Source organism: Allobosea sp. BE125, from assembly GCF_031456075.1.
GTDB lineage: Bacteria > Pseudomonadota > Alphaproteobacteria > Rhizobiales > Beijerinckiaceae > Allobosea.
This window is the reverse complement of the sequence record NZ_JAVDTY010000001.1, coordinates 122,429-147,423: the sequence shown is the minus strand read 5'-3', so window position 1 is coordinate 147,423 and position 24,995 is coordinate 122,429. Positions and strand designations below refer to the sequence as shown.

Annotated in this window: 32 protein-coding genes and 1 tRNA gene; 17 read left to right on the top strand and 16 right to left on the bottom strand. The window is 64.2% G+C overall.

Features of this window, described 5'->3' with window-relative positions; all coding sequences use genetic code 11:
- Window positions 1-169 precede the first annotated feature (169 nt).
- The gene (locus tag J2Y55_RS00730; RefSeq protein ID WP_310146612.1) at window positions 170-1,090 is read right to left on the bottom strand and encodes an N-formylglutamate amidohydrolase; all 921 of its coding nucleotides are present in this window, start codon (window positions 1,088-1,090) and stop codon (window positions 170-172) included.
- A 261-nt stretch (window positions 1,091-1,351) separates the two neighbouring features.
- Between J2Y55_RS00730 and cpdR the strand changes: the two genes are divergently transcribed.
- The 4 genes from cpdR to J2Y55_RS00710 all read left to right on the top strand — a co-directional run bounded on the left by cpdR (window position 1,352) and on the right by J2Y55_RS00710 (window position 3,054).
- The gene (gene cpdR, locus J2Y55_RS00725) at window positions 1,352-1,711 is read left to right on the top strand and encodes a cell cycle two-component system response regulator CpdR (protein ID WP_054143348.1); all 360 of its coding nucleotides are present in this window, start codon (window positions 1,352-1,354) and stop codon (window positions 1,709-1,711) included.
- 129 nt (window positions 1,712-1,840) lie between these two features.
- A tRNA-Val gene (locus J2Y55_RS00720) sits at window positions 1,841-1,915 on the top strand.
- Between the two features lie 185 nt (window positions 1,916-2,100).
- Window positions 2,101-2,622, top strand: coding sequence for a hypothetical protein (locus J2Y55_RS00715; protein WP_310146605.1), 522 nt, complete (start codon window positions 2,101-2,103; stop codon window positions 2,620-2,622).
- A 252-nt stretch (window positions 2,623-2,874) separates the two neighbouring features.
- Complete coding sequence (locus J2Y55_RS00710; protein ID WP_310146603.1) at window positions 2,875-3,054, top strand: hypothetical protein; 180 nt, start codon at window positions 2,875-2,877, stop codon at window positions 3,052-3,054.
- Window positions 3,055-3,103: 49 nt separating this feature from the next.
- On the opposite strand, the gene J2Y55_RS00705 is transcribed toward J2Y55_RS00710, so the two are convergent.
- From J2Y55_RS00705 to J2Y55_RS00650, 12 genes are all read right to left on the bottom strand, one after another.
- On the bottom strand, window positions 3,104-3,463 hold the full coding sequence (locus J2Y55_RS00705) for a response regulator (protein ID WP_310146602.1): 360 nt from the start codon (window positions 3,461-3,463) through the stop codon (window positions 3,104-3,106).
- A gap of 90 nt (window positions 3,464-3,553) precedes the next feature.
- Window positions 3,554-4,291 (bottom strand): flagellar type III secretion system pore protein FliP, encoded by a 738-nt coding sequence (gene fliP, locus J2Y55_RS00700; protein ID WP_404978783.1) that lies wholly within the window; start codon window positions 4,289-4,291, stop codon window positions 3,554-3,556.
- Window positions 4,288-4,800 carry a flagellar basal body-associated FliL family protein gene (locus J2Y55_RS00695; RefSeq protein WP_310146600.1) on the bottom strand — a complete coding sequence of 171 codons (513 nt, stop codon included), beginning with the start codon at window positions 4,798-4,800 and terminating at the stop codon, window positions 4,288-4,290. The genes fliP and J2Y55_RS00695 overlap by 4 nt, the downstream gene beginning before the upstream one ends.
- On the bottom strand, window positions 4,800-5,504 hold the full coding sequence (gene flgH, locus J2Y55_RS00690; RefSeq protein ID WP_310146598.1) for a flagellar basal body L-ring protein FlgH: 705 nt from the start codon (window positions 5,502-5,504) through the stop codon (window positions 4,800-4,802). Before flgH ends, J2Y55_RS00695 begins: the two co-directional genes overlap by 1 nt.
- The gene (locus tag J2Y55_RS00685; RefSeq protein WP_310146596.1) at window positions 5,501-6,049 is read right to left on the bottom strand and encodes a MotE family protein; all 549 of its coding nucleotides are present in this window, start codon (window positions 6,047-6,049) and stop codon (window positions 5,501-5,503) included. The genes flgH and J2Y55_RS00685 overlap by 4 nt, the downstream gene beginning before the upstream one ends.
- Window positions 6,050-6,195: 146 nt before the next feature.
- Complete coding sequence (flgI, locus tag J2Y55_RS00680) at window positions 6,196-7,317, bottom strand: flagellar basal body P-ring protein FlgI (protein WP_310146594.1); 1,122 nt, start codon at window positions 7,315-7,317, stop codon at window positions 6,196-6,198.
- The gene (gene flgA, locus J2Y55_RS00675) at window positions 7,317-7,781 is read right to left on the bottom strand and encodes a flagellar basal body P-ring formation chaperone FlgA (protein ID WP_310146592.1); all 465 of its coding nucleotides are present in this window, start codon (window positions 7,779-7,781) and stop codon (window positions 7,317-7,319) included. Before flgA ends, flgI begins: the two co-directional genes overlap by 1 nt.
- Before the next feature lie 12 nt (window positions 7,782-7,793).
- On the bottom strand, window positions 7,794-8,582 hold the full coding sequence (gene flgG, locus J2Y55_RS00670; protein ID WP_069688498.1) for a flagellar basal-body rod protein FlgG: 789 nt from the start codon (window positions 8,580-8,582) through the stop codon (window positions 7,794-7,796).
- A 173-nt stretch (window positions 8,583-8,755) separates the two neighbouring features.
- A complete protein-coding gene (gene fliE / locus J2Y55_RS00665) occupies window positions 8,756-9,094 on the bottom strand; it encodes a flagellar hook-basal body complex protein FliE (RefSeq protein WP_310146589.1) in 339 nt (112 codons plus the stop codon).
- Complete coding sequence (gene flgC / locus J2Y55_RS00660) at window positions 9,094-9,513, bottom strand: flagellar basal body rod protein FlgC (protein ID WP_069688500.1); 420 nt, start codon at window positions 9,511-9,513, stop codon at window positions 9,094-9,096. The genes fliE and flgC overlap by 1 nt, the downstream gene beginning before the upstream one ends.
- A gap of 38 nt (window positions 9,514-9,551) precedes the next feature.
- Complete coding sequence (gene flgB / locus J2Y55_RS00655; protein ID WP_069688501.1) at window positions 9,552-9,932, bottom strand: flagellar basal body rod protein FlgB; 381 nt, start codon at window positions 9,930-9,932, stop codon at window positions 9,552-9,554.
- Window positions 9,933-10,100: 168 nt separating this feature from the next.
- Window positions 10,101-10,775: a response regulator transcription factor gene (locus J2Y55_RS00650; RefSeq protein ID WP_310146586.1), complete on the bottom strand. Its 675-nt coding sequence runs from the start codon at window positions 10,773-10,775 to the stop codon at window positions 10,101-10,103.
- 412 nt (window positions 10,776-11,187) lie between these two features.
- Between J2Y55_RS00650 and J2Y55_RS00645 the strand changes: the two genes are divergently transcribed.
- The 13 genes from J2Y55_RS00645 (at window position 11,188) to J2Y55_RS00585 (ending at window position 21,493) form a co-directional block, all read left to right on the top strand.
- On the top strand, window positions 11,188-12,456 hold the full coding sequence (locus J2Y55_RS00645; protein ID WP_310146584.1) for a flagellar hook protein FlgE: 1,269 nt from the start codon (window positions 11,188-11,190) through the stop codon (window positions 12,454-12,456).
- A 61-nt stretch (window positions 12,457-12,517) separates the two neighbouring features.
- Window positions 12,518-13,996, top strand: a complete 1,479-nt coding sequence (gene flgK / locus J2Y55_RS00640) for a flagellar hook-associated protein FlgK (RefSeq protein WP_310146582.1) — start codon at window positions 12,518-12,520, stop codon at window positions 13,994-13,996.
- Window positions 13,997-14,000: 4 nt separating this feature from the next.
- Window positions 14,001-15,053: a flagellar hook-associated family protein gene (locus J2Y55_RS00635; RefSeq protein ID WP_310146580.1), complete on the top strand. Its 1,053-nt coding sequence runs from the start codon at window positions 14,001-14,003 to the stop codon at window positions 15,051-15,053.
- 43 nt (window positions 15,054-15,096) lie between these two features.
- On the top strand, window positions 15,097-15,444 hold the full coding sequence (flaF, locus tag J2Y55_RS00630) for a flagellar biosynthesis regulator FlaF (RefSeq protein WP_310146577.1): 348 nt from the start codon (window positions 15,097-15,099) through the stop codon (window positions 15,442-15,444).
- 20 nt (window positions 15,445-15,464) lie between these two features.
- Window positions 15,465-15,929: a flagellar biosynthesis repressor FlbT gene (gene flbT / locus J2Y55_RS00625; protein WP_310146574.1), complete on the top strand. Its 465-nt coding sequence runs from the start codon at window positions 15,465-15,467 to the stop codon at window positions 15,927-15,929.
- Between the two features lie 9 nt (window positions 15,930-15,938).
- Entirely contained in the window at window positions 15,939-16,214 is a 276-nt protein-coding gene (locus J2Y55_RS00620) for a flagellar hook capping FlgD N-terminal domain-containing protein (RefSeq protein WP_310146572.1), read from the top strand.
- A gap of 10 nt (window positions 16,215-16,224) precedes the next feature.
- Window positions 16,225-16,491, top strand: a complete 267-nt coding sequence (gene fliQ, locus J2Y55_RS00615) for a flagellar biosynthesis protein FliQ (RefSeq protein ID WP_310146570.1) — start codon at window positions 16,225-16,227, stop codon at window positions 16,489-16,491.
- Between the two features lie 45 nt (window positions 16,492-16,536).
- Window positions 16,537-18,630: a flagellar biosynthesis protein FlhA gene (gene flhA, locus J2Y55_RS00610; RefSeq protein ID WP_310146568.1), complete on the top strand. Its 2,094-nt coding sequence runs from the start codon at window positions 16,537-16,539 to the stop codon at window positions 18,628-18,630.
- Window positions 18,627-19,382: a flagellar biosynthesis protein FliR gene (gene fliR, locus J2Y55_RS00605; protein WP_310146566.1), complete on the top strand. Its 756-nt coding sequence runs from the start codon at window positions 18,627-18,629 to the stop codon at window positions 19,380-19,382. The genes flhA and fliR overlap by 4 nt, the downstream gene beginning before the upstream one ends.
- A gap of 6 nt (window positions 19,383-19,388) precedes the next feature.
- The gene (locus J2Y55_RS00600) at window positions 19,389-19,790 is read left to right on the top strand and encodes a hypothetical protein (RefSeq protein WP_310146564.1); all 402 of its coding nucleotides are present in this window, start codon (window positions 19,389-19,391) and stop codon (window positions 19,788-19,790) included.
- A 54-nt stretch (window positions 19,791-19,844) separates the two neighbouring features.
- Window positions 19,845-20,522: a rod-binding protein gene (locus J2Y55_RS00595; RefSeq protein ID WP_310146562.1), complete on the top strand. Its 678-nt coding sequence runs from the start codon at window positions 19,845-19,847 to the stop codon at window positions 20,520-20,522.
- A gap of 6 nt (window positions 20,523-20,528) precedes the next feature.
- A complete protein-coding gene (locus J2Y55_RS00590) occupies window positions 20,529-21,041 on the top strand; it encodes a hypothetical protein (RefSeq protein ID WP_310146560.1) in 513 nt (170 codons plus the stop codon).
- Window positions 21,038-21,493 carry a hypothetical protein gene (locus J2Y55_RS00585; RefSeq protein ID WP_310146558.1) on the top strand — a complete coding sequence of 152 codons (456 nt, stop codon included), beginning with the start codon at window positions 21,038-21,040 and terminating at the stop codon, window positions 21,491-21,493. The genes J2Y55_RS00590 and J2Y55_RS00585 overlap by 4 nt, the downstream gene beginning before the upstream one ends.
- 114 nt (window positions 21,494-21,607) lie before the next feature.
- Here the strand turns inward: J2Y55_RS00585 and fliI are convergent, their stop codons facing one another.
- The 3 genes from fliI to J2Y55_RS00570 form a co-directional block, all read right to left on the bottom strand.
- A complete protein-coding gene (gene fliI / locus J2Y55_RS00580; RefSeq protein WP_310146556.1) occupies window positions 21,608-22,933 on the bottom strand; it encodes a flagellar protein export ATPase FliI in 1,326 nt (441 codons plus the stop codon).
- Window positions 22,934-23,081: 148 nt separating this feature from the next.
- On the bottom strand, window positions 23,082-23,807 hold the full coding sequence (gene flgF, locus J2Y55_RS00575) for a flagellar basal-body rod protein FlgF (protein ID WP_310146553.1): 726 nt from the start codon (window positions 23,805-23,807) through the stop codon (window positions 23,082-23,084).
- Window positions 23,808-23,809: 2 nt separating this feature from the next.
- Window positions 23,810-24,895: a DUF1217 domain-containing protein gene (locus tag J2Y55_RS00570; protein WP_310146551.1), complete on the bottom strand. Its 1,086-nt coding sequence runs from the start codon at window positions 24,893-24,895 to the stop codon at window positions 23,810-23,812.
- Window positions 24,896-24,995 lie beyond the last annotated feature (100 nt).

Sequence of the window (24,995 nt, the reverse complement as noted above, 5' to 3'; positions counted from 1 at the left end):
CCTCAAGCCTTCGTTGCCCTCCTTGGGCGTTTCCTCCCTAGACTTGGGCCGCCACGCAAGTGTGCGGCCCTTTTTTCTGGGTTGCGGTGGCAAGCAATCCGGTCGCCACGGATTTTTACACCCGCATCGACCTGCTCCGAAAACCGCATCCGCTTTCGCAGCCGATGCTCTATTCGGCGGCCTCGCGCCATTCGTCGAGCCAACCGCTCCAGCGCGCGAAGCAATCCGCCATCGCCGCGGTCACGCCCCGCTCCAGCTCCGTAAAGCCGACATGCGGCTCCAGCGTCGCCTCGTTCATGTAGAGCGCGCGGTTGATCTCGATCTGCAGCGCATGCACGCCCGAGGTCGGCGCGCCGTAATGCTCGGTGATGAAGCCCCCGGCATAAGGCCGGTTGCGCGTGACGCTCAGGCCCAATCGCCGGAAGGCCTCCTCGGCGATGTCGACGATATAGCCCGAGGCGCTGGTGCCAAAGCGGTCGCCCAGGATGACGTCGGCCTTGGCGAGCCCGTCTCGGTCGAGCCCGCTCGACGGCATCGAATGGGCATCGACCAGGATGCAGGTGCCGAAGGCGCCATGCGTGCGCTGGATCAGGCTGCGCAGGCCTGCATGATAGGGCCGGTAGAGCGCATCGATCCGCGCCAGCCCCTCCTCGACCGGGATGCGGCCGAAATAGATCTCATGCGCATCGCCGACGATTCGCGGAATCGTGCCGAGCCCGCCCGCGACCCGCATCGAGCGCGTATTGGCGAAGGCCGGCAGGCGGCCATCGAACATGCGCGGATCGAGCTCATAAGGCTCGCGATTGACGTCGAGAAAGGCGCGCGGGAACTCGGCGACCAGGAGCGGAGCTCCAAGCGCCACGGCCTGGGCGAAGAGCAGGTCGATATAGGCGTCCTCGGAGCGGCGCAGGCTGCGCAGCGGCAATCGCGCGCCCTCGACGAAGGCCTTGGGATAGCGCCGCCCGGCATGGGGCACGTCGACCACCACGGGCACGACCTGCAGCGCCGGCTGATGCAGCGTGAAGGGCCGCTCGATCTCGGCGACGACATCCTCGGGATCGGCTTTGAAGAAGGCGGTTGGAGAGCTCATGTCGCCGAACTGAAGCACACAAAACGGCGCTGTAGAAGCATTACCCGCGTGGCTGTTTAACCAAGACCGGATTCACGCGTTGTTTACCATGCCCATGCCTTATAGAAGGACATGGTTCCAAGCCCGCAGCCGGCCGGCTAACCCGGCTGCTCGCCGGCCCGGGATATGGCGCAGGCGCCAGACAATACGACCGGATGGAAACCGCCGCGCCCGGCGGCCTTCATCTTGAGACAGGCCTTTCGGGACGGACATAGCAGGCCCATGACGAAGATACTTCTCGCCGAAGACGACAACGACATGCGCCGATTCCTGGTCAAGGCCTTGCAGAATGCAGGCTATGACGTGGCCTCGTTCGACAACGGCCTCTCGGCCTATAACCGCCTGCGCGAAGAGCCCTTCGAGCTGCTCCTGACCGACATCGTGATGCCGGAGATGGACGGTATCGAATTGGCGCGGCGCGCCACCGAGCTCGACCCCGACATCAAGGTGATGTTCATCACGGGCTTTGCGGCAGTCGCCCTGAACCCCGATTCGCAGACGCCCAAGGATGCCAAGGTGCTGTCCAAGCCCTTCCATCTGCGCGAGCTCGTCAGCGAGGTCGAAAAGCTTCTGGCGGCCTGACGCTTTTGCAGCTCAAGCGGCTTGCAAGGCGCCGCATGAGCCGCTATAGCCGCACACCTCGCAACATGGTCAGCCGGCAACGGTGACACCTTGTTCCGGCGGCCGCGACGATATCCCGACGCGGCAGACGGGCGCGTAGCTCAGCGGGAGAGCACTACGTTGACATCGTAGGGGTCACAGGTTCGATCCCTGTCGCGCCCACCATATGAAGCCCTTGAGATACAGGGACAAAAGGCCGCCTCGAAAGGGCGGCCTTTTTGCTTTGGGCCGGAAGCAGCGCTGGAAGCCCCCGCGAAGGCATGCCCAAATATCAGTTCCCAGCTGCGCTTGATGGACCTAGCCGCCGCCAGAAGACATGTTGCGAAAGTGGTGGGCTGAGAGGGATAGGCATGTTCGGCACGATCGAGCGATTTTGGCGGCGGCGGCGCACGATCTTCCACCTTTCGGTCCTGATGTACCCCCTCAAACAGAACCAGATCTCAAACCTGCTCGCCGGCCAACTCGATCGTTTTGTACCTGCCGGCTTGGCCGGAGGCTGGAATGCCCCGACCACCGCCGCTGTCATTGCTTCCGCCTTCATGGCGAACATGGCGCGTCAGGATCTCGACCTTCCTCGGCGAGAACGGTGTCTCGAACAAATGCGCGATCAGGGGCCAAAGGATTTGGTGGAAGAGCTCAAATGGCTCATCGCATTCCGAGAAGGCGAAGTCGTCGCTGCGGATTGGGACCCGTTCTTGTATCGCTTCAATTTCATCAATGGCATGTTGGCCCACTGGTTCATCCGCGAGAAGACGATCGACTTCTCCACGAAGTCGCTCTTCGTCACCATGGTCGCACAAGCAGTAAGTGGCGTGGACACGCAGGCCATGAACGAACGGTTCGCCGAACTCTGCTCTCGGATCGGCGAGTAGATCCCGCCGTCGGAGATCAGCTAGACCCGGGAACCTCTGCGGCGCTCAGGCAAGTTATTCACTGCGGACGAACCCTGGGGGCATCGATTCGCAAGGGCAGACCGCCGGAGCGCGGTCCATGCAAGCCGGCCGGCTCGGGCGAGCTTGATAGAGCAACGGAAAACCCACCGCCGGCATCCTTTTTGCACACCATCGTCTTCGTGAAACTGACATCGAACGCAGGCTATGAGCCCGCGATCAGTGGAGTTGCCGATGACCTTGCAGCAACGCGTGCGCATTCACACCGAAGACGACCACGAACGCGCCACACAGCGGATCGACGAGATCGCGCATGCCTCGCCGGGCTCGCGCGAGGAGGCCGAGCTCCTCGCCTTGCTCGAAGCGGTCGAGCGCTGGGAGAGCCATCAGGAGTGCTGGTCCGACTGGCTTTGACGGGCAGCTGCCGAAGCAAGCCCCGCCATCGACGCCCCTGTTCTCGCCCTCAGCCCTGATAGCGGGCGACGATGCCAAGCAGGGTCGAGGGCTCAAAAGGTTTGACCATCCAGGCGCTGGCGCCGGCGCGACGACCCTCCGCCTTGATCTCGGCGCCGTTCTCGGTGGTCAGCATGATGATCGGGATGTTCTCCCCCTCGGGCCTCGCCCGGCAGGCGCGGGTGAACTCGATGCCGTCCATCAGAGGCATGTTGAGGTCGGTGATCACCAGATCCGGCTTGAACTTGTCGAAGGTCGCCAGGCCTTCCTCGCCGTTCTCAGCCGCCGCCACGTCATGGCCGGCATTGCGCAATGTCAGGCAAAGCAGGCTGAGCAGGGTCTTGGTGTCGTCGATGGCCAGGATCTTCATTCACCTCACTCCAGAACGGGCGCGCTTCGATGACGCGCCGGTCATCTGATTTGGACAGCCACGGAACAACTCGGACATGTCCCCGACAGCCTAGGAAAAGGATCTGACCAAGCCGCCGATCAGGAGATTCCAGCCGTCGATCAGGACGAAGAAGATCACCTTCAGGGGCAGCGAGATCACGGTCGGCGGCAGCATCATCATGCCCATCGACATCACCACCGTCGCGACGATCATGTCGATGACGAGGAATGGCAGGGCGATCAGGAAGCCGATCTCGAAGGCACGCCGCAATTCCGAGATCATGAAGGACGGGATCAGGATCCGCAGATCGACGCTCTGTGTCGGGTCGGTCGGCCGGATGCTTTGCGGCGCGATATCGGCGAAGAGGCGCAGATCGGCCGGGCGGGTCTGCGTCAGCATGAAATCCCGAAACGGCTCGGTGATCTTGGTATAGGCCTCGCCTTCGCTGATCTTGTTCTCGACCAGCGGCTGGACGCCGTTCTGCCAGGCCTTGTCGAAGGTCGGCGCCATCACGAAAAAGGTCATGAACAGGGCCAGGCTGATCAGGATCAGATTGGCCGGCGTGCTCTGCAGGCCGAGCCCCGAGCGCAGGAATGACAGGGCGATCACGAAGCGGCTGAAGCTCGTCACCATCATCAGGAGCCCGGGCGCGACCGAAAGGATCGTGAGCATCGCCACGATCTGCACGATGCGGCCAGAAGCCGAGGCCCCGCCCGGGGGCAACAGCCCGTCGAGCCCGAGCGACTGGGCGCCGGCGGCGGCAACCCCGGCCAACAGGAAAATGAGCGTCGCGGCTGACTTGATCACTGGACGACCAGGGTTTCGATGACGATGTCGCGGACGAGGCCTTTCGAGCGCACGGCGATCCGCTCGGTGAGATCCTCGCGCAGGTTTCGCAGGCCCGCGGCGCCCTCCATCTGCCGCGCCGTGACGCTGCGCAGGAAGGCCAGGATGTCCTCGGTGATGGCGCCGATCAGCGGCTCGGCGCTGAGCGCCGCCTTCTGTTCCAGCACCAGCGCCGCCTCGATGCGCACCCAGGCATTCGCCGGCGCGGCAAGATTGGTCACGATCGGCGTGAGCCGCTTGAGCACCAGCCCACCGGCCATCGCAGGATTGACGCTGAGATGGGGCGAAGCCTCCTCCATCCGCTTCATCACGGTGGTCTCGACCGTGCCGATGACACGGGTGCCCCAGAGCGCGCCGGCGCCGGCCGCCAGCAGGGTCAGCAGCACGGTCGGCACTGCTGCCCGCAGCGCCGGCAGGGAGCGTCTGGAGCGTTTCCGGCCAGCCGGCAGTTTGAGCTTGGGTGTGGCCATCAGAACGGCATGACCCGGTCATAGACCTGATGGCCCCAGCCCGGCTGCTGCACCTCCATGCCGCGACCGCGGCCGCCATAGGAAATCCGCGCCTCCGCGATCTTGTCGTAGGAGATCGTATTCGTGCCGGTGATGTCGCGCGGCCGCACCATGCCGGCGATATTGAGGACGCGCATGTCGTAGTTCACGCGCACCTCCTGCGAACCGTTGATCATGAGATTGCCGTTGGGCAGGATTTCCGTGACGACTGCGGCGACGGAGAGATCGACCTCCTCCGAGCGATCGGTCAGCCCCTTGCCGCGCGACGAGGATTCGGAATCGACATTCGAGCTGATATTGGCCGAACTCGAATTGCCGCCGAAGGCGGCGAGGAAATCGAGCCCGAACTTGGCGACCGAATTGCGCGAGCGGTTGGAGTTGTTGTCGAGCTTGGCCTTGTCCTTGATCGAGATGCGCACCGTGACGACGTCGCCAAGCTTCATCGCCCGGGTGTCGCGGAACAGATCCTCGCTATGGCGCGTGTAGATCGAGTTGAACGAAACATCGACCGGGCGGCCCGATTGCTGGCCGACCGGGATCGCCTCGCGCGGCGTCGACAGGCCGCTCCCGACGCGGGACAATTGCGGTTCGCGGTTGAGTTCGGCCAGGTCTTGCGAGCAGCCGCCGAGTGTGACGGCGCAGGCCGCGAGGATGAGAGCCTTCATCGGGTCTGGACTCCGGTTGTTGGCGTTCTGTTGGCGGGCGCACGGCGGCCGCCCAGGGCTTCGGCGAGTTGGGCCGCGCGTGCGGCTTCCATTTCGTTGAGTACGGCGCTGGCCGTGCGCGGCGGCAGTTTGCCCAGGAGCGAGACGGCCATCGCCTCATCCATCGCAGCCAATTGCAGCGCCGCCGCCTCGGGGCGCATCCGCGCGAAGATCTCGGTGATGCGCGTCTCGGTCTGCTGGATTTCGGCATCGCGCTTGGCGGTCAGGGCTTCGAGCTCGGCTTTCCGCTCCTCGAGCTTCTTGAGCGTGTCGGTCAGCTTGGTTTCGAGCGTCTTCAAGGTATTGGCCTGCCATGCGAAACGGGCCTCGGCCGCGGAATCGCGGATGCTGGCGCAGAAATTCGCAGCGTCGGAGGTCCCGGAGGCTGCAGCGGGCGGCGTCGTCCTCGGCGTCTGCGCCTGCGCGTGCGAGGCCAGCGGCATGCCGGCCGACGCCAGGATGGCGACTGACAGCAACGGACCGCCCAGAGATGTCCTCAGCAGCATTACGAGCAACTCGCTTGAGTGATATGATGAGACTATTGGGTGCGATGCTTTCGCGGGGCTGACCTCAACGAAGGAAACCCGGCTGAATCCAATAAAAACGCCGAGATCAACACATGATCCCGGCGCTTATTGAGCGTGCAGCGAAGCTATTGAACGACGAGATCTGCCTGCAGGGCGCCTGCGGTCTTGATCGCCTGGAGGATCGCGATGATGCCGGCGGGCTTCAGCCCGATCTGGTTGAGCCCCCGCATCAGCGTATGCAGGTTTGCCCCATTGATGATGGCGAGCCGGCCCGTTCCCCCTTGCGTCGCCGTGACCGTGGTCCGGGGCACGACGACCGTCTCGCCATTGCTCAGCGGCTCGGGCTGCGACACCGTCGGCGTCTCGGTGACGCGGACAGTGAGATTGCCATGCGTCACGGCAACGGTGGAAATCTTGACGTCGCGGCCGATCACAACCGTGCCGGTGCGCTCGTCGACGACGACGCGGGCAGGCGAATCCGGCTCCAGCGTCAGGCGTTCGATCTCGGCGATGAAGCGGGTGGTCGAGAGATTGACTGGCCGCGTCAGGCTGATGGTGCGGTGGTCGAGCGCGAAGGCGACGGTCGATTTGTAGCGCTCGCGGCTGAAGGCGTTGATCGCGCCCGCGACCCGCTCGGCCGTGGCGAAATCCGGGTTGCGCAATTCGAGCGACAGGACATGCAGGCTGGCGAGCTGATCGGCCACCTGGCGCTCGACCAAGGCCCCGCCCGGAATCCGCGCCGCCGTGGCGACGCCCTGCGTCACCCGCTCCGCCTCGCCCTGGACCGAGAAGCCGGAGACATTGAGCCGGCCTTGCGCCAGCGCATAGGTCTGCCCGTCGGCTGCGAGCAATGAGGTCACCACGAGCGTGCCGCCGAGCAGCGAGGTCGCATCGCCCATCGAGGCGACGCTGACATCGATGCGGCTGCCGCGCCCGGCGAAGGGCGGCAGGTCGGCCGTCACGATGACCGCCGCGACATTGCGGGTGCGCAGCGTGCTGTTACGGACATTGACGCCCAGCCGGTCGAGCATGGATTGCAGCGCCTGGCCGGTGAAGGGCGAATTGCGGACGCTGTCGCCCGTGCCCTGCAGGCCGATGACCAGGCCGTAGCCCACGAGTTGGTTGTCGCGCACGCCCTGGAGCCCGGCGATGTCCTTGATGCGAACGGTCGCCCTCGCCGGGGTGGCGCCATGAGCCGCCATCATGAGCGTGCAGATGAAGACGATAAGTCTCGACCGGAGCGCCATCACTCGCCTCCGACGCGGATGGTGCCGTCGGCCTGGACGACGCCGACGACCGTGAGACCGGTATCGGGGTTGCGCGCCTTCACCATCTCGTTGACCGAGGCCGATTGCAGCGGCTCGACGATCCCTGTGATCACCATCTCGCTCTCGCGGAAGACGACTTGCGTCGGCACGCCACGCCGCACGATCTTCGGATCGTCCACCGCATTGATCGGGATCGGTTGACCCGGCAGCAGGGTGCGCCGCGCCACCTTGCCGACAAGCGCCAGGCGGTTGTCGACCGATACCCGCATCGCCTGCCTGAAAGCGCGGTCGATCAGATGGGAATCGGTGATGACATCGCCGGGATAAAGCGTGACAACGGGCACCGGCAGCATGATGTCGCCGGGCGCCGCCTGCGCGCAGCTTGCACCCAGGCAGAACAGGGTGGCGGCCAGAAGCGATGATCGCGCCGGAACTCGGGTCATGGCTGGGCTTCCTTACCGGATGCCGGTGGAAACGGTGCCGGCCATCTGGTCGGCGGCGGTGATCACCTTGGCGTTCATCTCATAGGAGCGCTGGGCCGCGATGAGCGCCGTGATCTCCTTCACGGGATCGACATTGGACGCCTCGAGATAGCCCTGGCGCAGCTTGCCGAAGCTGGTGCTCGCCGGCGTGCCGTCGACCGGCTGGCCCGAGGCCACGGTCTCCCGGTAGAGATTGCTGCCCAGCGGTTCCAGGCCGGCATCATTGGCGAAGTTGACCAGCGTGATCTGGCCGAGCTGCCGTGGCTGGACCTCGGTCGGGATCTTGGCCAGCACCAGCCCGGATTCGTTGACCGTGATGTCGGTCGCATCGGCGGGGACGCGGATGACGGGGTCGAGCAGATAGCCATCGGCCGTGACGATGTCGCCATCGGCATTGGTGTTGAAGGTTCCAGCCCGAGCATAGAGCGTCTCGCCCTCCGGCGCCGTGACCTTGAACCAGCCGCGGCCGTCGATGGCGAGGTCGAGCTTGTTGCCGGTCTGGGTCAACGCGCCCTGGATGTGCAGGTTGCGGATCGCCGCGGCGCGCACACCAAGACCAAGCGAGGCGCCTTCCGGGATCGAGCCGTCGCCGCCGCGATTGGGCACGCCGCGAGAGCGTTCGGTCTGGTAGAGCAGATCAGTGAATTCAGGCCGCGCGCGCTTGAACGAGGTCGTGTTGATATTGGCGAGGTTGTTGGCGATGACCTCAACATTCAACTGTTGAGCGCTCATTCCCGTCGCGGCGATGGCAAGAACTTTCATGGGGCAAGGACTTTCATGGAATTGGCTCCTCAGAGTCTGTTTTGAAACTCGCTCCGGTGAGTCGGCTGGCGCGGATTTCGAGAACCGGAGCACAGCGGACTTCTTGTCCGAGAGCACCGGAAGCGCAGAAAGCCGCGTCAGACGGCCTCCGGAGTGGAGTTTCGGGACGGCTCTCAGATCGCCATGTGGATGAATTCTTGATAGGCGGAGACGACCTTGTCGCGCACGGCCATCGCCAGCTGCAGCGACTGCTCCGCCGACATCACCGCCTGGACCACGTCCTGAACGGCAGCCTTGCCCTGGACACCGGCGACGGCCGCGGCCTCGCCCTGCGCCAGATTGTCGACGAAGCCCTGCGAGACGCTCGCGAAGACCGAGCCGAAATCGGCGCCCGGAGCCTGGGTCGCGGCCTCGCCCGCAAAGCCCGGCCGGACGGCCGAGGCACCGAGGCTCTGCAGCCCCTGCCCGATTTGGCCCGCGACCGGGGCAAGCGCGGAAATTGCGTTCAGCATCAGCCGTTCCTCAGCAGGTCGATCGTCATGGATTGCATCGAGCGCACCTGCTTGATCATCTGCAGGTTGGCCTCGTAGGAGCGATTGGCCTCGCGCATGTCGGCCATTTCGAGCAGCATCGAAACGTTGGGCAGCTTGACGTAGCCCTTCGCGTCGGCTGCCGGATGGCTCGGCTCGAACTCGACGCGGAAGGCCGACTTGTCGACGCCGACGCCCTTGATCTTGACCAAGGCCGCGCCGAGCGCGCGATCCATAGTATTCTCGAAGGTCACGGTCTTGCGCCGGTAAGGATCGGCGCCGGCGGTCTTGCCGGTCGACTGCGCGTTGGCCAGGTTTTCGGAGACGACGCGTACACGCGTCGACTGGGCCTGGAGGCCGGCGCCGGCGATGCGGAGCGATGCGTCAATAGGATCGATCATGGTCTAACCTTGCCTTTTCAAGCTTAAATCCAATCGGCTCAGCTCTTGACCGCGGTCATCATCATGCGGTGGAAGCTTTTCACGAGATTCGTCATCAGCGCGTAGTTGCGGCCGATATCGCCGGCCTTGAGCATTTCCTGCTCAAGGCTGACCGAATTGCCGGAATGGACCACCGACCAGCTCTCGCCCTTGCGCTGCTTGGCCGTCATCGTCTCGGCCGGCGTCGTGGTGATGTGGTTTGGCGATGTCGCCGCCACAGTGAGCGTGGTTTTCCTGACGATGGCGTCGAAAGGCTCGACATCGACCGCTCCGTAGCGCGGCGTATTGGCGTTGGCGACGTTCTGCGCCACGGCGTTCTGTCGAACGGCAAGCCAATTCGCTTTCTTGGCGGCAATATCGAAGAGGTAAATCGGCTCCACCTGGGGCGCTCCCGAAATCGTTGCAATGCAACAATACGAAGCGTTACTTGTGCGAAGCTGTTGTTGTGGATTTTAGGGAAAACATCGGCTCAAATTGAGCGGCGACACCGAGCCAAAGCGTTTTGGCTTCATCGCGGGACGCCGGCCTTAAGGTCGGCGTCCGAAAGATCAGAGTATCGTATAGCCGAGATAACGCTTGGAATCGATCGGATCGTGGCCAAGTCTAGCACGAAGTTTCTTCCGCAGCTTGCTCACATGGCTTTCGACGACGGCCTCGTCCACTTCCGCGTCGAACAGGCCATAGACCGCGTTGAAGACTTGCGACTTGGTGACCCAGCGTCCGCGATTGCGCATCATGAATTCGAGGATGCGGCGCTCACGCCGCGGCAACATCATGACCTTGCCACCGACATCGGGATCGCGGCCATCGAAATACACCGTGATATCGCCCCGGTTGATCTCATCGTCGGTGGAGCGCCGCTTGTCGGTCCGGCGCCGCATCGCGTGGACCCGCGCCAGGATTTCGCGGACATGAACCGGCTTGCGGACTACATCGTCGACGCCGGCGGCGAAAAGCTCGAGGGTCTTCTCGAGTGAGGTCGCCTCGTTCATCGCGATGACCGGAGCCTGCGAGCGGCGACGGATCATCATGGGGAAACTTGCGCGACCTTCACAATCACCAAGAAGGAAGGCCTCGACATTCTTGATATGGTCGGCAGGTGTATCCTCGACCCACTCCTGGAAACGGGATGGCGAGAAACCGATTGATGGCACGCCCTCGCCGGTGAAAAGGGATTGATACCCCTCCGTCACCAAAATTCGATCATCGACAACAATATACATCGACACCCCCCAGCGTCAGGCTCAGCCCACCTCGCAGGAGGCAGGAACAATAGCAGATTGTGTGTCGGACTGTTGCCCGTCAATATAATATTGCTGCAACGCAAAACAACAACAACGCTGCGAAAACCCGGAATGAATATCCAGATACGTATTTATTTTGTTGGATAAACCAATCATTAAGTATGTGAGATTCCCGCATCGCCGCGACCGAGCGAACCGACCATGGGCGAGCCTCCACCACGAGGCCTCGGTGCCGCGCAAAAGCGACCCTATTATATAATGAGTGGAATCCAGTATATTTTCTGCCTGCGCGATGAGAAATTTATTAAAGATTTACAAGAAACAAGACGAAAGCTCCACACAAGCAAATCATTGCGTAATGCCATTCGAGATTTGAGCTTGGAGAGTGGCGATGAGCATTTTCGGCATCATGCGAACCGGCGTGTCCGGTATGGCGGCGCAGGCAAGCAAGATGAGCGCGGTCGGCGACAATATCGCCAACGTCAACACCACAGGCTACAAGCGCGCCTCGACAGAATTCTCCTCGTTCATTTCTCAAGGAGGCGCCGGCGAATACAATTCCGGCGGCGTGTCGACGACCTCCCGTTACGCCATTTCCAATCAGGGCGTGATCATGGGGACGACCTCCACCACCGATCTCGCCATCAACGGGGAAGGTTTCTTCGTCGTCTCGGATGCCGGCGGCACGCCTTATCTGACCCGCGCCGGCGCCTTCGTCGAGAACGGCGACCATGACCTGGTCAATTCGGCCGGGTTTTACTTGATGGGCTATCCGATCACCAATGGCGACGTCTCCGTGGTGGCCAACAGCCTGGACGGGCTGCAGCGCGTCAATCTGGCCAATGTCGCCTATGAGGCGAACGCCACCACGAGCGGAACGCTCAAGGGCGTTCTTAACTCTAACGCGACGGTCGTCGCGGCGGGCAGCTTGCCATCGGACAACGTGGCCGGAAGCACTTATTCGAGCAAGGCGTCGATCGTGACTTACGACACCTTGGGCAACAAGGTTTATCTCGACGTATACATGACGAAGACCGGCACGGGCCCCGATACATGGCAGGCCGCGATCTTCGCCAAGGCCGACGCCAACCCCGCCACTGGAGGTTTCCCCTATGGCGCGGCCGGCTCCGCTCCCCTGGCGACGGCGGCGCTGAGCTTTGACGGTGCGGGCCAGTTGACGACCGCGCCGGCCACGGTCGGTGTCGCCATTCCCGGCGGCAGCACGATGACGCTCGATTTCAGCGCGACCTCCCAGGTCGCGATGGACACGAACATGGAGCTCGCCGTCAACGGAAACGCGCCAAGCGCGGTAGACAGCGTCGACATCGCCGCGGACGGGACGGTCTACGCTGTGTTCGAGAACGGCAACCGGATCGCCACCTACAAGATCCCGCTGGCCACGGTGCCCAGCGTCGACCAGCTCACCCCGCTATCGGGCAACGTCTATGCGGTCAGCCAGCTGTCGGGCGACGTCATCGTCGGCTTCCCCGGGAGCGGCGGTCTCGGCTCCATCAACTCCAAGGCGCTCGAGCAGTCGAATGTCGACCTGGCGACCGAGCTGACGGCGATGATCGAGTCGCAGCGCAGCTACACCGCCAATTCCAAGGTCTTCCAGACCGGCTCCGAACTGCTCGACGTCCTGGTCAACCTGAAGCGCTGAGCCGCGGCCAGGAATACCGGACGACAAGAATACGAGACGAAGAATAACGGAAAGCAACCCCATGAGCCTGTCATCCGCCCTGAACGTGGCCCAGTCGTCGCTCTCCGTGACCGGACTGCAGACCGCCGTCATCTCGCGCAATGTCGCGGGCGCCGACAGCGACTACTACAACCGCAAGAGCGGCCTCGTGGTCACGACCTATGGCGGTGCGGTGAAGGTCGCCTCGATCGGGCGGACGATGAACACCGTGCTGTTCACCAACAAGCTCAGCGCGACCTCCACGACCTCCGCCCAGCAGGCGATCGTCGACGGGCTCAATCAGCTCGAAGCGACAGTGAACGATCCCGAGCTCGACCAGTCGGTTGCCGCCAAGCTCGGCAGCCTCAATAACGCGCTGCAGCAATACAGCGTCACGCCCGACGATCCTTTGCTGGCTCAGAATGTCCTGAGCGGCGCCGACGCGCTGGCCCGCGCGCTCAACCAGGCCAGCGACACGGTCAGCGGCGTCCGCGAGCAGGCGGATGCCGACATGGCCGCCGGCGTGGACCGCGTCAACGGCCTCCTCACCGAGTTCGAGCAAGTGAACCGGGCGCTCGTCAAGGGCACCCAGGCCGGCTCCGACATCACCGACCAGCTCGATTCGCGCGACCGCATCCTGTCCCAGCTCTCGGAGGAGATCGGCATCAGCGTCTCGACCCGCTCGGGCAACGACATGGTGATCTACACCGATAGCGGCGTCACCTTGTTCGAGACGACGCCGCGCAGCGTGACGATGGCGCCAAGCTATGCCCTCGGTGCCGGCGCCTCCGGCAACGCGGTCTTCATCGACGGTGTCGCCGTGACCGGCGCCAACTCCGTGATGCCGCTGAAATCCGGCCAGATCTACGGCTCCTCCATCATCCGCGACGATGTCGCGGTGACCTACCAGAACCAGCTCGACGAGATCGCCCGCGGCCTCGTCGAGGCCTTCGCGGAAAGCGACCAGGGTACGCCGGCGACGTTGCCGGACCAGGCCGGCCTCTTCACCTGGGCCGGCGGCCCGGCTGTTCCGGCGACAGGCACCGTCTCGCCAGGCCTGGCGGCTTCGATCCGCATCAACCCGAATGCCGATCCCACCCAGGGCGGCGATCTCGACCGTCTCCGGGACGGCGGCATCTCCGACCCGTCGAACCCGAACTACATCTACAATTCCAGCGGCGCGGCCAGCTATTCGGACCGGATCCAGGGCCTGCTGACCGCCTTGAGCGCCGATCGCTCCTTCGACCCGGCCACCAAGGCCGACCCGAGCACCAGCCTGGCCGGCTTCGCCAGTTCTTCGGTCGGCTGGCTGGAGGCGCAGCGCCAGTCCAGCACCACCACGCTGGGCTACCAAAAGGCCTTGCTGGAGCGCACCTCTGAATCCCTGTCGAACGCCACCGGCGTCAATATCGACGAGGAGATGACGCTGATGATGGAGCTGGAGCGCTCCTACAGCGCCTCTTCGACCCTGATCACGACGATCGACAAGATGCTGAATTCCCTGCTCGAGGCCGTGAGGTGACGTCATGAAGACAAGTTCTGTTTCCTCATCCTCATTGTCGACCATGCTGCGCAGCACGATCCTGAAGGCGCAGGAGAAACTGGTCGGCGCCAACAAGGAGATGACGACGGGCCGCTATGCCGATATCGGCGTCAGCCTCGGCGCGCGCACCGGCACGACGGTCAATCTGCGCAACCAGCACGATCGCACCGCCGGGATCATCGACACCAACGGGCTCGTCTCGCAACGGCTCCAGGTGACGCAGCAGGCGCTCGGCGGCATGCTCGACACGGCCCAGAATTTCCTCAAGACCCTGCTCAGCGTCCGCAATGGCGAGAGCGGCGTCGACGTCCTCGTCTCCGAGGCCACGAACAATCTTCAGGCCACCATCGGCGCGGCCAACAGCTCGATGGGCGGGCAATACATCTTCGCCGGCATCAACACGCAGCAGCAGCCGCTGACGGATTATTTCTCGAGCGCCACCGCCCCCAGCAAGGCGGCGGCCGATGCGGCCTTCACCAGCTATTTCGGCTTCGCCCAGGACGATCCGGCCGCCGCCAACATCACGGCCGCCGACATGACGACCTTCCTGCAGACCGACTTCTCCAATGAATTCACTGACCCCGCCTGGGGCACGAACTGGTCCACCGCACTCGACAAGAACATCCAGAGCCGGATTTCCCCCAACGAGGTCGTCGAGGTCTCGGCCAACGCCAATTCGCAGCAGATGCGCGATCTGGCGAAGGTCTACACCATGGTCGCGGATACCGGCACCAAGGGCTTGAACCAGAACGCCTACCAGGCGCTGGTCGACGAGGCGATCAAGGTGGTCAACGGCGCCATCCAGGGCCTCATCGCCAATCAGGCGCAATTGGGTTCGGCACAGGCCAGGGTCACCACCGCGAGCGAAAGGCTCACGACCCAGCGCGACATCCTGGCCCAGCAGATCATCTCCAATGAGGGCGTCGACCCCTATGAGGCGAAGGTGCGCGTCGACCAGCTCACCACCCAGGTGGAGACGGCCTACGCGCTGACCGTGAAGCTGCAGAGCCTCAGCATCCTCAACTACATGCGCTGAGCGCCCCGCTCCGCCCATTCCCCGATCAAGCTGGAGGACACCCATGTATCACAGCTCGTACATCGCCGCGGCCGAGGACGATTGCACCGTCGCGCGAGCAACCGAATGGCGAGCGCTGGACCAGGCGGTCAAGCTGCTCGAAACGGCCCGACCGACTGGATCGGCCTCACGCGAGACGATCGAGGCGATCTCCTTCGTCGGACGTCTCTGGACGCTGCTGATCGAGGATCTCGCGAACTCCGACAACGCGCTCCCTGAGGCGCTGCGCGCCTCGCTCATCTCGATTGGCCTGTTCGCGCTCAAGCAGGGGGAATTGCTGCGCCTCGGCCAGTCCGAGGACTTCGACTCCATCATCGACGTCAACCGGATGATCAGGGACGGCCTGGCGTGAGACAGGAGGTGAGGAAGACGATGAACCTGTCCCTGCGCGCCAACGAGAAGATCTACATCAACGGAGCGATCCTCAAATTCGATCGCAAGGTCAGCCTCGAGCTGCTCAACGACGCGACCTTCCTGCTCGAGAGCCATGTCATCCAGGCCGATGAAACCACGACGCCGCTTCGGCAGCTCTACTTCACCATCCAGGCCATGCTGATCGAGCCCAAGAACAGCGGCGTCATCAAGTTGATGTTCGAGCGCATGCTGATGACGACGGCGCGGATGTTCGAGGACGCGACCGTACTCGCCGGGCTCCAGCACGTCGACCTCCTCGTGACGGAAGACCGCTTCTTCGAGGCGCTCAAGTATTTGCGCGGCCTCTACCCCATCGAGGCCGCCATCCTCGCAAGCTCCGGACAGGCTCCGGCGTCTAAGCTCGACAATGTGGTCCCGACCAAGGCGATCGCAGCCCCGATACTCACTTCACAGGTTGCTTAGGAGGCGATCATGGACGTGGCCAGCACAACCAGCGCGCAGAGCTCGACTGCGAGCACCAGCACGACCAAATCGACCACCTCAAGCGGCATGGCCGACTACAACACCTTCCTGAAGCTGCTGATCGCGCAGGCGAAGAACCAGGATCCGACCAATCCGACGGACCCGGCCCAATATGTCCAGCAATTCGCCGCGCTGTCGCAGGTCGAGCAGTCGGTCTCGACCAATTCGAAGCTCGACCAGATCATCGCGAGCCTCGACAGCCTGAAAACGACGACCACGACCTGAGGAGCACGCCATGAACGAGGCCGATGCGCTCGACATGATGCGCGACGCGGTCTGGGCGGTCATCCTCGGCGCCGGGCCGGCCGTGGGCGCCGCGATGGCGATCGGGATCACGATCGCGCTGATGCAGGCCCTGACCCAGGTGCAGGAGGCCACGCTGACCTTCGTGCCCAAGATCGTCGTCATCCTCGTGGTGATGGCGACCACCGGTTCCTTCACCGGCGCGCAGATCTTCGCCTTCACCGAGCGCGTCTACGGGCGCATCGAGCGCGGATTCTAGAGCGTTGCACCCGCAACCCTTTCCGGCGGCAGGACAAAACTCAGCATGACGATCCAGGACGTCTCATCGGGCAAGGCCGCGACTGTGCCCAACAGCGGACGCGATGTCGGCTTCGCCGTCGGCATCATCGGCATCCTGTCGATCCTGTTCCTGCCGATCCCGGCCTTCGCCATCGACCTCGGGCTCGCCTTCTCGATCTCCCTGTCGGTGCTGATCCTGATGGTCTCGCTCTGGATCCAGAAGCCGCTCGAATTCTCCTCGTTTCCGACGATCCTGCTGGTCGCTACGATGCTGCGGCTCTCCCTCAACATCGCCACGACGCGCGTCATCCTCTCGCATGGCAATGAGGGCTCGAACGCCGCGGGCTACATCATCGACGGCTTCTCGCGCTTCGTCATCGCCGGCGATTTCGTCATCGGGCTGATCGTCTTCATCATCCTGGTCACCGTCAATTTCATCGTGATCACCAAGGGCGCGACCCGCATCGCCGAGGTCGGCGCACGCTTCACACTCGACGCCATTCCCGGCAAGCAGATGGCGATCGACGCCGATCTCTCGGCCGGATTGATCGATGCGCCCGAGGCCCAGAAGCGCCGGCGCGAGCTGGAGGAGGAAAGCTCCTTCTTCGGCTCGATGGACGGCGCCTCGAAATTCGTCCGCGGCGATGCGATCGCGGGCCTGATCATCACCGCCGTCAACATTCTGGGCGGCATCATCATCGGCGTGACGCGTCACGGCATGTCGCTGTCGGAATCCTCCGACGTCTTCGTCAAGCTCGCAGTCGGCGACGGCCTCGTCACGCAGATCCCGGCCCTGATCGTTTCGCTCGCCGCCGGCCTGCTCGTCTCCAAGGGCGGCATGCGCGGCACAGCCGAGCAGGCGATCCTCGGCCAGCTCGGACATTATCCGCGCGCGCTCTTCGTCGCCGCCTTCCTGATGCTGATCCTGGCGCTGGTGCCGGGACTGCCGCTCCTGCCCTTCGCCCTGCTCGGCGGGCTGATGGCCTTCGTCGGCTATACCATTCCCAAGCGCCTGGCGGAGCGCGAGGCGGCCGCCGAGGAGATCCGCGCCATGGAGGCCGAGCAGGCCGTCCATGACAGCAAGGACACGATCAAGGACTCGCTGGCGATCTGCGAGATCGAATTGAGCCTGGGCAAGCAGTTGTCGGCCGAGATGCTGAACGCCCATAGCGAGCTCGCCCATCGCGTCGCCAAGATGCGCAAGAAATTCGCGGCGCAATACGGTTTCGTCGTGCCGGAGATCAAGCTCTCCGACAGCCTGCGCCTGCCGCCCAAGGCCTATGAGTTCCGCATCCACGGCACGGTCGTCGCCTCCGGCGAAATGCGCCCCGGCAGCATGCTGGTCGTCGTCGGCGATGGCCGCCTGCCGGATCTGCCCGGCGAGGAGGTTCGTGAGCCGGCTTTCGGCGTCAAGGCGATGTGGGTCTCCGAGAGCTACGCCAATGAGGTGAAGCGCGAGGGCATGCACCCGGTCGACCGCCTCTCGGTGCTGCTTACCCATCTCAGCGAGACGATCCGCAAGAATCTCGGCCAGCTCCTGTCCTACAAGGACATGCGCGGCCTGCTCGACCGGCTCGGCCCCGAATACAAGAAGCTGCTCGACGAGATCTGCCCGGCGCATATGTCGCTGTCGAGCCTGCAAGCCGTACTGCGTCTGCTGCTGTCGGAACGGGTTTCGATCCGCAACCTGCATCTCATCCTGGAGGTGATCGCCGAGATCGCGCCGCATGTGCGCCGGGCCGAACCGATCGTGGAACATGTGCGCATGCGCATGGCCCAGCAGATCTGCGGCGATCTTGCCGAGGGCGGCGTGCTCAACATGCTGCGGCTGGGCAATCGCTGGGACCTCGCCTTCCATGAAAGCCTCCGGCGCGACGCCAAGGGCGACGTCATCGAATTCGACATCGATCCGCGCCTCATCGAGGAATTCGCCGCCGAGGCGACGACCGCGATCCGCAGCCGGATGGACCAGGCGCAGAACTTCGTCCTGGTCACCAGCCCCGACGCGCGCCCTTACGTCCGCATGATCGTCGAGCGCATCTTCCCGGCGCTGCCCGTCCTCTCCCATGTCGAGATCGCGCGCGGGCTCGAGGTCAACCTGCTGGGCACGATCTCGTGACGCTGGTCACGCCCGAAATCCTGCTGCATGCCTTCCTGATCTTCTGCCGCATCGGCGCATGCCTGATGCTGATGCCGGGTTTCTCCAGCCCGCGCGTGCCGGTGCGGCTGCGCCTGCTCATGGCAGGCGGCATCACCCTGGCCTTGACGCCTTTCGCCTTGCCCGCCTTCGCGGCTCTCAGTGCCGATCCAGGCCCGGCGACGCTGCTGCGGTTCATCGTCTCCGAGACGATGACCGGCGCCCTGATCGGGCTGATGGCCCGCTTCTTCTTCCTCGCCCTGCAGACGATCGCAACCGCGATGGCGACCGCCACGGGGCTTGGACAATTGCCGGGCTTGCCGATCGACGAGGCGGAGGCGTCGGCGCCTTTCGTCACGCTGATCACCATGACCGCGGCGACGCTGATGTTCGTGACGAACCAGCATGCCGAGGTCATCCGGGCGCTGGCCGGCTCCTATGCGCGCATCGCGCCCGGCACCGCATTCGATGCACAAGCCGGCCTGATTCAGCTCGCCGACCGCGCCTCGGACAGCTTCTTCCTGGCTTTGAGGATCGGCAGTCCGTTCATGATCTATGGGGTGGTGGTCAACCTCGCCATCGGATTGATGAACAAGCTCACCCCGCAGATCCCGGTCTATTTCATCTCGCTGCCTTTCGTCATCGCCGGCGGCCTGTTCCTGCTCTATTTCACGGGGCCCGAGGCGCTGCGGCTGTTCATCACGGCTTTCTCCTCCTGGCTCGCGCATGGCTGAACCGAGATGCCGCGCAAGCGCCTGAAATCGATCGAGCGGATACTGGCGATCCAGTCGCGGATCCGTAGCCTCGCCGAATGGCGCCAGAAGGCAATCGAGCGGAAAGCCACCGAGACCAAGGGTGAGGCGCAGGCACTCCTCGCCTCGCTCAATGGTGACGGTCTCGTCGACGGGCTGTTCGCGGATATGACGGCCAAGCGCCTGCACCGGGTCTCGCTGTCGCTCTGGGAGCTGCAGGCCGCCGCCGCCGAGCAAGCAAAGCGCGTCGTCGCGGAAACCGGGCGCGAGAAACAGACCGCGCGCCTCGCCGATCATGTCCGGCGGATCAAGCTTCGCGCCGACCAGGACGATGTATTGGTCGAGATCATCGACAGCATCGAGGGCAAGCGAGCGGCAAGCCTCGAATAAGCCTGCGGGTGCAATCTCCCGGCGTGATCGTTCAATGACCTTGGAAAGGCGACCATGGCGATTTCTCCTCCATCCGACATCGTTCTCGACGTCGCTCTCGCCGCCGATCCGCAGCGTCAGCGCGCAGCTTTCGACCGGCTTGCCCGCATGGCCGTGCCCGGCGCTGCCACCACGCAGTTCGCCTCGGCCGTCGAAGGCGCCGGCGCCGCCCTGCAGGCTCCGGGTTTGGCCAGCGCGCGCGACAAATTCGCCAGTCTGACGCTCACCAAGCCGTCATTTGCCAAACCATCATTTGCCAAGCCGTCTGCCGCAGCAGCAGGCGACCAGAGCGCCACCGCCAAGACGCTGCGCCAATTCGAGGCGCAAGTGATCTCGACCTTCATCGAGCAGATGATGCCGGAGGCCACGACCAACACCTTCGGCAGCGGGCTCTCGGGCGGCGTCTGGCGCTCGATGCTGTCCGAGCAGATCGCCGGCGAGATCGCCAAGACGGGCGGGCTCGGCATCCGCAGCAAGGTCATGGCCGCGCTCGCGGCACGGTCCGGCAACACCGCCGGCGCGGAGCCCGGCACAGTCGTCGCGACGACCCAGAAGAGCTTGGCCCCGACGGCCAGCGCCGGCGCGAGTTCGCGCGACCTCGCCATTCCGCTCACGGTCGAGCGCAAGCTCCTGAACATCACCCGGCCCAGCGCGATCGGCGTAGGTCGAACCTCCACAACCCGACAGGTGTGACGCATCATGAGCGAACAGCAAGACGACATCGCTATCCTCGACCCGCACCCGCTGGCTCAGGACACGCCGGAGGCCTGGGGCTCGACTGGCGCCATCGCGCTCAGGAGCACGAGCCCGGCGGCACCGGAAGCGCCCTCGGAGGCCGGGCGCGCCATGTGGACCGTGCTGGATCATCTCGAACAGGTGCTCGACCACGAGACCTGCGAATTGATGGCGCTCAGGAACGCCGACCTCAACCGCCTCAACGAGACCAAGAGCCGCCTGCTCCTCGACGCCAGCCGCGCCGTGCGGGCGATCAGCAACGAAACCATCGACGGCCCGCTCCTGGCGCGATTGTCGACGCTGCGATTGAAGCTCGAGCACAACCGCCTCGCCATCGCCATGCATCTCGACGCGGTGCGCGAGATCGCCGCCGCCATGGCCACCACTTTGATGGATGCGGATTCGGACGGCACCTACTCCGCCACGGTCACCTCGCAGCTCGCCGCGCCGATGCCCGCCAAAGCGCCCGCGATATGACGACAGCGCGCCTCTTCCTGCTCGGCGCCTGGGTTTGCGGGGTGACCCTGATCTCGGGCCATCTCGCTCTGACCTGGCGGGCCGAACGGGCCCCCGCCACGGAGACCCCCTTCTTCGAGGGGTTGGAATATGAGGAAACCAGCCTGATCCATGTTCCGATCCTGGCCGGCGGCGAGGTCAAGGGCTATGTCGCGGCCCAGTTCGTCTTCACCGCCGACGCCCACACCTTGCGGCAGATGACGGTGAAGCCTCATCCCTTCGTCCGGGACGAGGCGCTGCGCGCGATCTACTCCAATACCCAGATCGATTTCTCGCGGCTGGAGCGGGTCGATATCGACGCGTTGCTGAAAAGCGTGAAGACCAATGTCAACAGCCGCCTCGGCGGCGAGCTGATCAAGGACGTGCTCGTCAAGGAATTCAATTATGTGCGCAGGGAGCAATTGCGCAGCTGAGTTTCGGCCAGAACGCATTCGTCATTGCGAGCGTAGCGAAGCAATCCAGGGGCTCACTTTACGTCCCTCTGGATTGCTTCGCTGCGCTCGCAATGACGTTACGAAAATGCCCTCTCACCCCTGCTGCAACGCGCTCGCCAGATCCTGGAACACGTCGGCGCTCAGCGGCGCGCCCATATCCTGGTGCAGCGCCGTGTAGATGCGCGGCACGAGCGCGATCGCCGTGTCGAGCTCGGCATCGGCTCCGGCCTGGTAGCCGCCCATCAGGCGCAGGTCCCGCGTATCCTCGAAGCGCGCGACGAGGCCCTTCATCCGGGTGGCGAGGACGCGCTGCTCTGGCGTCCAGACATGGTGCGCCAGGCGCGAAACCGAGGACAGCACGTTCACTGCCGGATAGCGGCCCTGATCGGCGATGGCGCGGTCGAGTACGAGATGTCCGTCCAGCGTGCCGCGGATGCTGTCGGCGACGGGGTCGTTATGGTCGTCGCCGTCGATCAGCACCGAGAAGATCCCGGTGATGGCGCCCGCTCCCTCGATGCCCGGGCCGGCCCGTTCGAGGAGCTTGGGCAAGGCACTGAACACGCTTGGCGTATAGCCGCGCGCAACCGCGGGCTCGCCCGCCGCCAGGGCGACGTCGCGCGCGGCATGGGCGAGACGTGTCACCGAATCGATGATGAGCAGGACGTCCTCGCCCTGGTCGCGGAAATATTCCGCCACCGCCATCGCCGTGTTCGGGGCGAGCCGGCGCATCATCGCGCTCTCGTCGCTGGTCGAGACCACCGCGACGGCGTTGGCGCGCATCGCGCCCAAGGTGTCGTCGAGGAATTCACGCACCTCGCGTCCGCGCTCGCCGACGAGCCCGATGACGATCGTGCCGAAGCCCGGCGCCCGCGCCAGCATCGAGAGCAAGGTCGATTTGCCGACGCCGGAGCCGGCGAAAACGCCGATGCGCTGGCCCGCGCAAAGCGGCGTGAACAGGTCGATCACCTTCACGCCCGTGCGGATCGGCCGTGTGACGCGGGCGCGCTTCATCGCTTCCGGCGGCGGCGCGTCGACGCGCATCGCGGTATCGCCAGGCAGCAGCGGCCCGGCCTCGTCGAGCGGCTCGCCGAAGGCGTTGATCACCCGGCCCTTCCAGCTCTGCGCCGGCCGCAGCGTCATCGCCCCGGCGACGCTGGCGCGCGCGCCCAGCCCGACGCCGACGGTGGTGGCGAACGGCTTGACCAGCACGCCGTCCCGGTCGATGCGGATGGCCTCGCCGAATTCCTCCCGCCCATTCGCGGAGAGCGCGATGCGTTCGCCCAGCCGGACGAAGCGGGAGAGCCCCGCGACGCGCACCGCAGCCGGCGTGACTTCGCTGACCGCGCCGCTGATCCGCACCAGTTCATGCGTTTGCGGCCCACCGGCGACGGCTTGTTCGAGACGGGCGAGCGCGTTCATCGCAATCCTGTGCAGAGGGGCGAAAGGGTCAGAGCGTTTTCGAGCGAAGTGGATACCGGTTCGCGCCGGGAAAACGCGTTAAAACAAGGGTCTGGAGCTATTGAACGATCCAATCGGATCCGGAAGTTTCTCCAGGTCCGGCCGGCGGTCAGTTGGTCTCACCGAGCGAGCGGATGGCGCCGTCGACGGACTTTTCACCCTTGTCGATCGCATTCGCGGCGCTCTCGAAGGCGCGCGTCACCATGATCAGTTTCGCCATCTCGCGGATGGGATTGACGTTGGAACCTTCGACAAAGCCCTGGCGGACACCATTGGTGACGAAATCGAGGATGGGCGTCGCCGCCTTGTCGGGGATCACGCCGGAATTCTCGTAGCGTTGCAGCTTCGCATTGGGGTCGATCGTGAACAGGCCGAGCGCTCCGACCTGCTGGTTGCCCTGCCAGATCATGCCGTCCTTGGCGATCACGGGCGGGCCGCCCTCCGGGTCAAGCAGCATCGGCGAACCGCCGGCATCGAGGACCGGATAATTCGAATGCGTCTGCAATTCGCCCTGGGCCGTGATCTTCATGCGGCCGTCGCGCGTATAGACCGTGCCGGCCGGCGTCGAGATGGCGAGGAAGCCGTCGCCTTCCACCGCCACGTCGAGCGGGTTCCCGGTCTTGTCGACGCCACCCTGCATCCGGTTGATGAAGCTCTCGCCCTCCGAGGCGAAGTTGACGCCGTCGGGCCCCTTCTTCGACAGGAAGGTGCTGAACTTGACCTCCTCGGCGCGATAGCCGGCAGTGTTCATGTTCGCGACGTTGCGGGCGAGCGTCTCCATCCGCTTTTCCAGGACGAGCTGGGCCGAGAGGCCGACATAGATGGCGGACTGCATGGTCAGATGCCTCCAAGGCGAAGTTTCTGCAGGCTCGCCAGCACGTCCTGGCCAATCAAGGCGGAGGAGGGTTGGCTGAAGAGCAGCATGGTCGGGTTCGAGGAAGCGCCGCTCTCCGCACCCGCCAGGCTGGTGAAGCGCTGCATGAAGCGCTTGAGCCCATCCGGATCCTGCAGTGACTTGAGGTCGAGCTTCTTCTCGATCATCGCCGCCTGCTTGTCGATCGGCATCGCGGAGGTCTCCGCGGGGATGCCGAGCGCCGTCTGGACGACCTTCAACAGGGCGGCATCCGCCAGGATCTGGTAGGCGGTCTTGATCGTTGGCGCCTTGCGTTCAAAATAGAGCGCGAGACGAACATTGTCATCGCTGGCGCCCGCATCCTGCTCGAGCCTCTGGCGCGTGTATTTCTCGATCGTGGTCTTCGTCTGGTCGCTTCTGACGGCCGCGTTGTGGCGATCGACCGTCTGCTGCATCATGGCCTTGTCGCTGGTTGCTTTTGAGCCCTTATCGGCAAAATCGAAGGCCTTCAGGAAGGCGCGAAACTGCTTGTCGATCGCCGGATCGTCGAAGTGAAGCGGCGAATCCTTTCCGAGATGGAGCGCCTGGGTTACGGCTTCCTTCTCCTTTGGCGTGTCGACGATGGACTCCAGGCCGAACGCCTTGATCGCGTAATCGAACATGCGCGAGGCGCTTTTGTCCGTGAAGCTGGTAACCGTCTTCACCTTGCCGATATTGGTCTGGAAATAGGTCGTGTCGGCTGTCTCGGTTGAAAAATCGAATGCCGCCGCCAGTTCACGATAGCGCGGGTCCGTGAGCTTGTTGGCGAAGCTGTCGGAATCCTTGACCCCACCTGCGAGGACTTTGCGCATGAAGGCCTTGGCATAGGCCATGTCACCCAGGCCGAAGGCCTCCACTGCATAGCGGTAGAGCCGATCGTCCTTCATGAAGTCGTCGAGCGTCTTCACCTTGGCGATGTTCTTCTCGAAATAGGCTGAATCATTGGCGACCTCAGGCTTTGCCGCCGTCCGCGCGAGCGACTGAGTCAGGTTCCGCGTCACCGCCTGATAAGCGATCATCGTCGTGGTCATCGGCGCCTCCGCAGCAACGGGGTTATTGCGATCTTCACCGATCACGGTCCCGCGCAAGGCTTGCGCGGACCTGACCGAGATGAGCGCGCCGGTTTCAGCC

Coding starts and splice junctions, on each gene's coding strand:
- J2Y55_RS00620 (WP_310146572.1), top strand. CDS start 15,939: ATGGACGTGGCCAGCACAACCAGCGCGCAGAGCTCGACTGCGAGCACC.
- J2Y55_RS00710 (WP_310146603.1), top strand. CDS start 2,875: ATGACCTTGCAGCAACGCGTGCGCATTCACACCGAAGACGACCACGAA.
- flgG (WP_069688498.1), bottom strand. CDS start 8,582: ATGAAAGTTCTTGCCATCGCCGCGACGGGAATGAGCGCTCAACAGTTG.
- J2Y55_RS00695 (WP_310146600.1), bottom strand. CDS start 4,800: ATGGCCACACCCAAGCTCAAACTGCCGGCTGGCCGGAAACGCTCCAGA.
- J2Y55_RS00685 (WP_310146596.1), bottom strand. CDS start 6,049: ATGCTGCTGAGGACATCTCTGGGCGGTCCGTTGCTGTCAGTCGCCATC.
- flgA (WP_310146592.1), bottom strand. CDS start 7,781: ATGACCCGAGTTCCGGCGCGATCATCGCTTCTGGCCGCCACCCTGTTC.
- flhA (WP_310146568.1), top strand. CDS start 16,537: ATGACGATCCAGGACGTCTCATCGGGCAAGGCCGCGACTGTGCCCAAC.
- fliI (WP_310146556.1), bottom strand. CDS start 22,933: ATGAACGCGCTCGCCCGTCTCGAACAAGCCGTCGCCGGTGGGCCGCAA.
- J2Y55_RS00635 (WP_310146580.1), top strand. CDS start 14,001: ATGAAGACAAGTTCTGTTTCCTCATCCTCATTGTCGACCATGCTGCGC.
- flgI (WP_310146594.1), bottom strand. CDS start 7,317: ATGGCGCTCCGGTCGAGACTTATCGTCTTCATCTGCACGCTCATGATG.
- J2Y55_RS00645 (WP_310146584.1), top strand. CDS start 11,188: ATGAGCATTTTCGGCATCATGCGAACCGGCGTGTCCGGTATGGCGGCG.
- J2Y55_RS00595 (WP_310146562.1), top strand. CDS start 19,845: ATGGCGATTTCTCCTCCATCCGACATCGTTCTCGACGTCGCTCTCGCC.
- flgH (WP_310146598.1), bottom strand. CDS start 5,504: ATGAAGGCTCTCATCCTCGCGGCCTGCGCCGTCACACTCGGCGGCTGC.
- flgK (WP_310146582.1), top strand. CDS start 12,518: ATGAGCCTGTCATCCGCCCTGAACGTGGCCCAGTCGTCGCTCTCCGTG.
- J2Y55_RS00705 (WP_310146602.1), bottom strand. CDS start 3,463: ATGAAGATCCTGGCCATCGACGACACCAAGACCCTGCTCAGCCTGCTT.
- fliE (WP_310146589.1), bottom strand. CDS start 9,094: ATGCTGAACGCAATTTCCGCGCTTGCCCCGGTCGCGGGCCAAATCGGG.
- flgC (WP_069688500.1), bottom strand. CDS start 9,513: ATGATCGATCCTATTGACGCATCGCTCCGCATCGCCGGCGCCGGCCTC.
- flaF (WP_310146577.1), top strand. CDS start 15,097: ATGTATCACAGCTCGTACATCGCCGCGGCCGAGGACGATTGCACCGTC.
- J2Y55_RS00715 (WP_310146605.1), top strand. CDS start 2,101: ATGTTCGGCACGATCGAGCGATTTTGGCGGCGGCGGCGCACGATCTTC.
- J2Y55_RS00590 (WP_310146560.1), top strand. CDS start 20,529: ATGAGCGAACAGCAAGACGACATCGCTATCCTCGACCCGCACCCGCTG.
- J2Y55_RS00585 (WP_310146558.1), top strand. CDS start 21,038: ATGACGACAGCGCGCCTCTTCCTGCTCGGCGCCTGGGTTTGCGGGGTG.
- flgF (WP_310146553.1), bottom strand. CDS start 23,807: ATGCAGTCCGCCATCTATGTCGGCCTCTCGGCCCAGCTCGTCCTGGAA.
- cpdR (WP_054143348.1), top strand. CDS start 1,352: ATGACGAAGATACTTCTCGCCGAAGACGACAACGACATGCGCCGATTC.
- fliQ (WP_310146570.1), top strand. CDS start 16,225: ATGAACGAGGCCGATGCGCTCGACATGATGCGCGACGCGGTCTGGGCG.
- J2Y55_RS00730 (WP_310146612.1), bottom strand. CDS start 1,090: ATGAGCTCTCCAACCGCCTTCTTCAAAGCCGATCCCGAGGATGTCGTC.
- flbT (WP_310146574.1), top strand. CDS start 15,465: ATGAACCTGTCCCTGCGCGCCAACGAGAAGATCTACATCAACGGAGCG.
- J2Y55_RS00570 (WP_310146551.1), bottom strand. CDS start 24,895: ATGACCACGACGATGATCGCTTATCAGGCGGTGACGCGGAACCTGACT.
- J2Y55_RS00600 (WP_310146564.1), top strand. CDS start 19,389: ATGCCGCGCAAGCGCCTGAAATCGATCGAGCGGATACTGGCGATCCAG.
- J2Y55_RS00650 (WP_310146586.1), bottom strand. CDS start 10,775: ATGTATATTGTTGTCGATGATCGAATTTTGGTGACGGAGGGGTATCAA.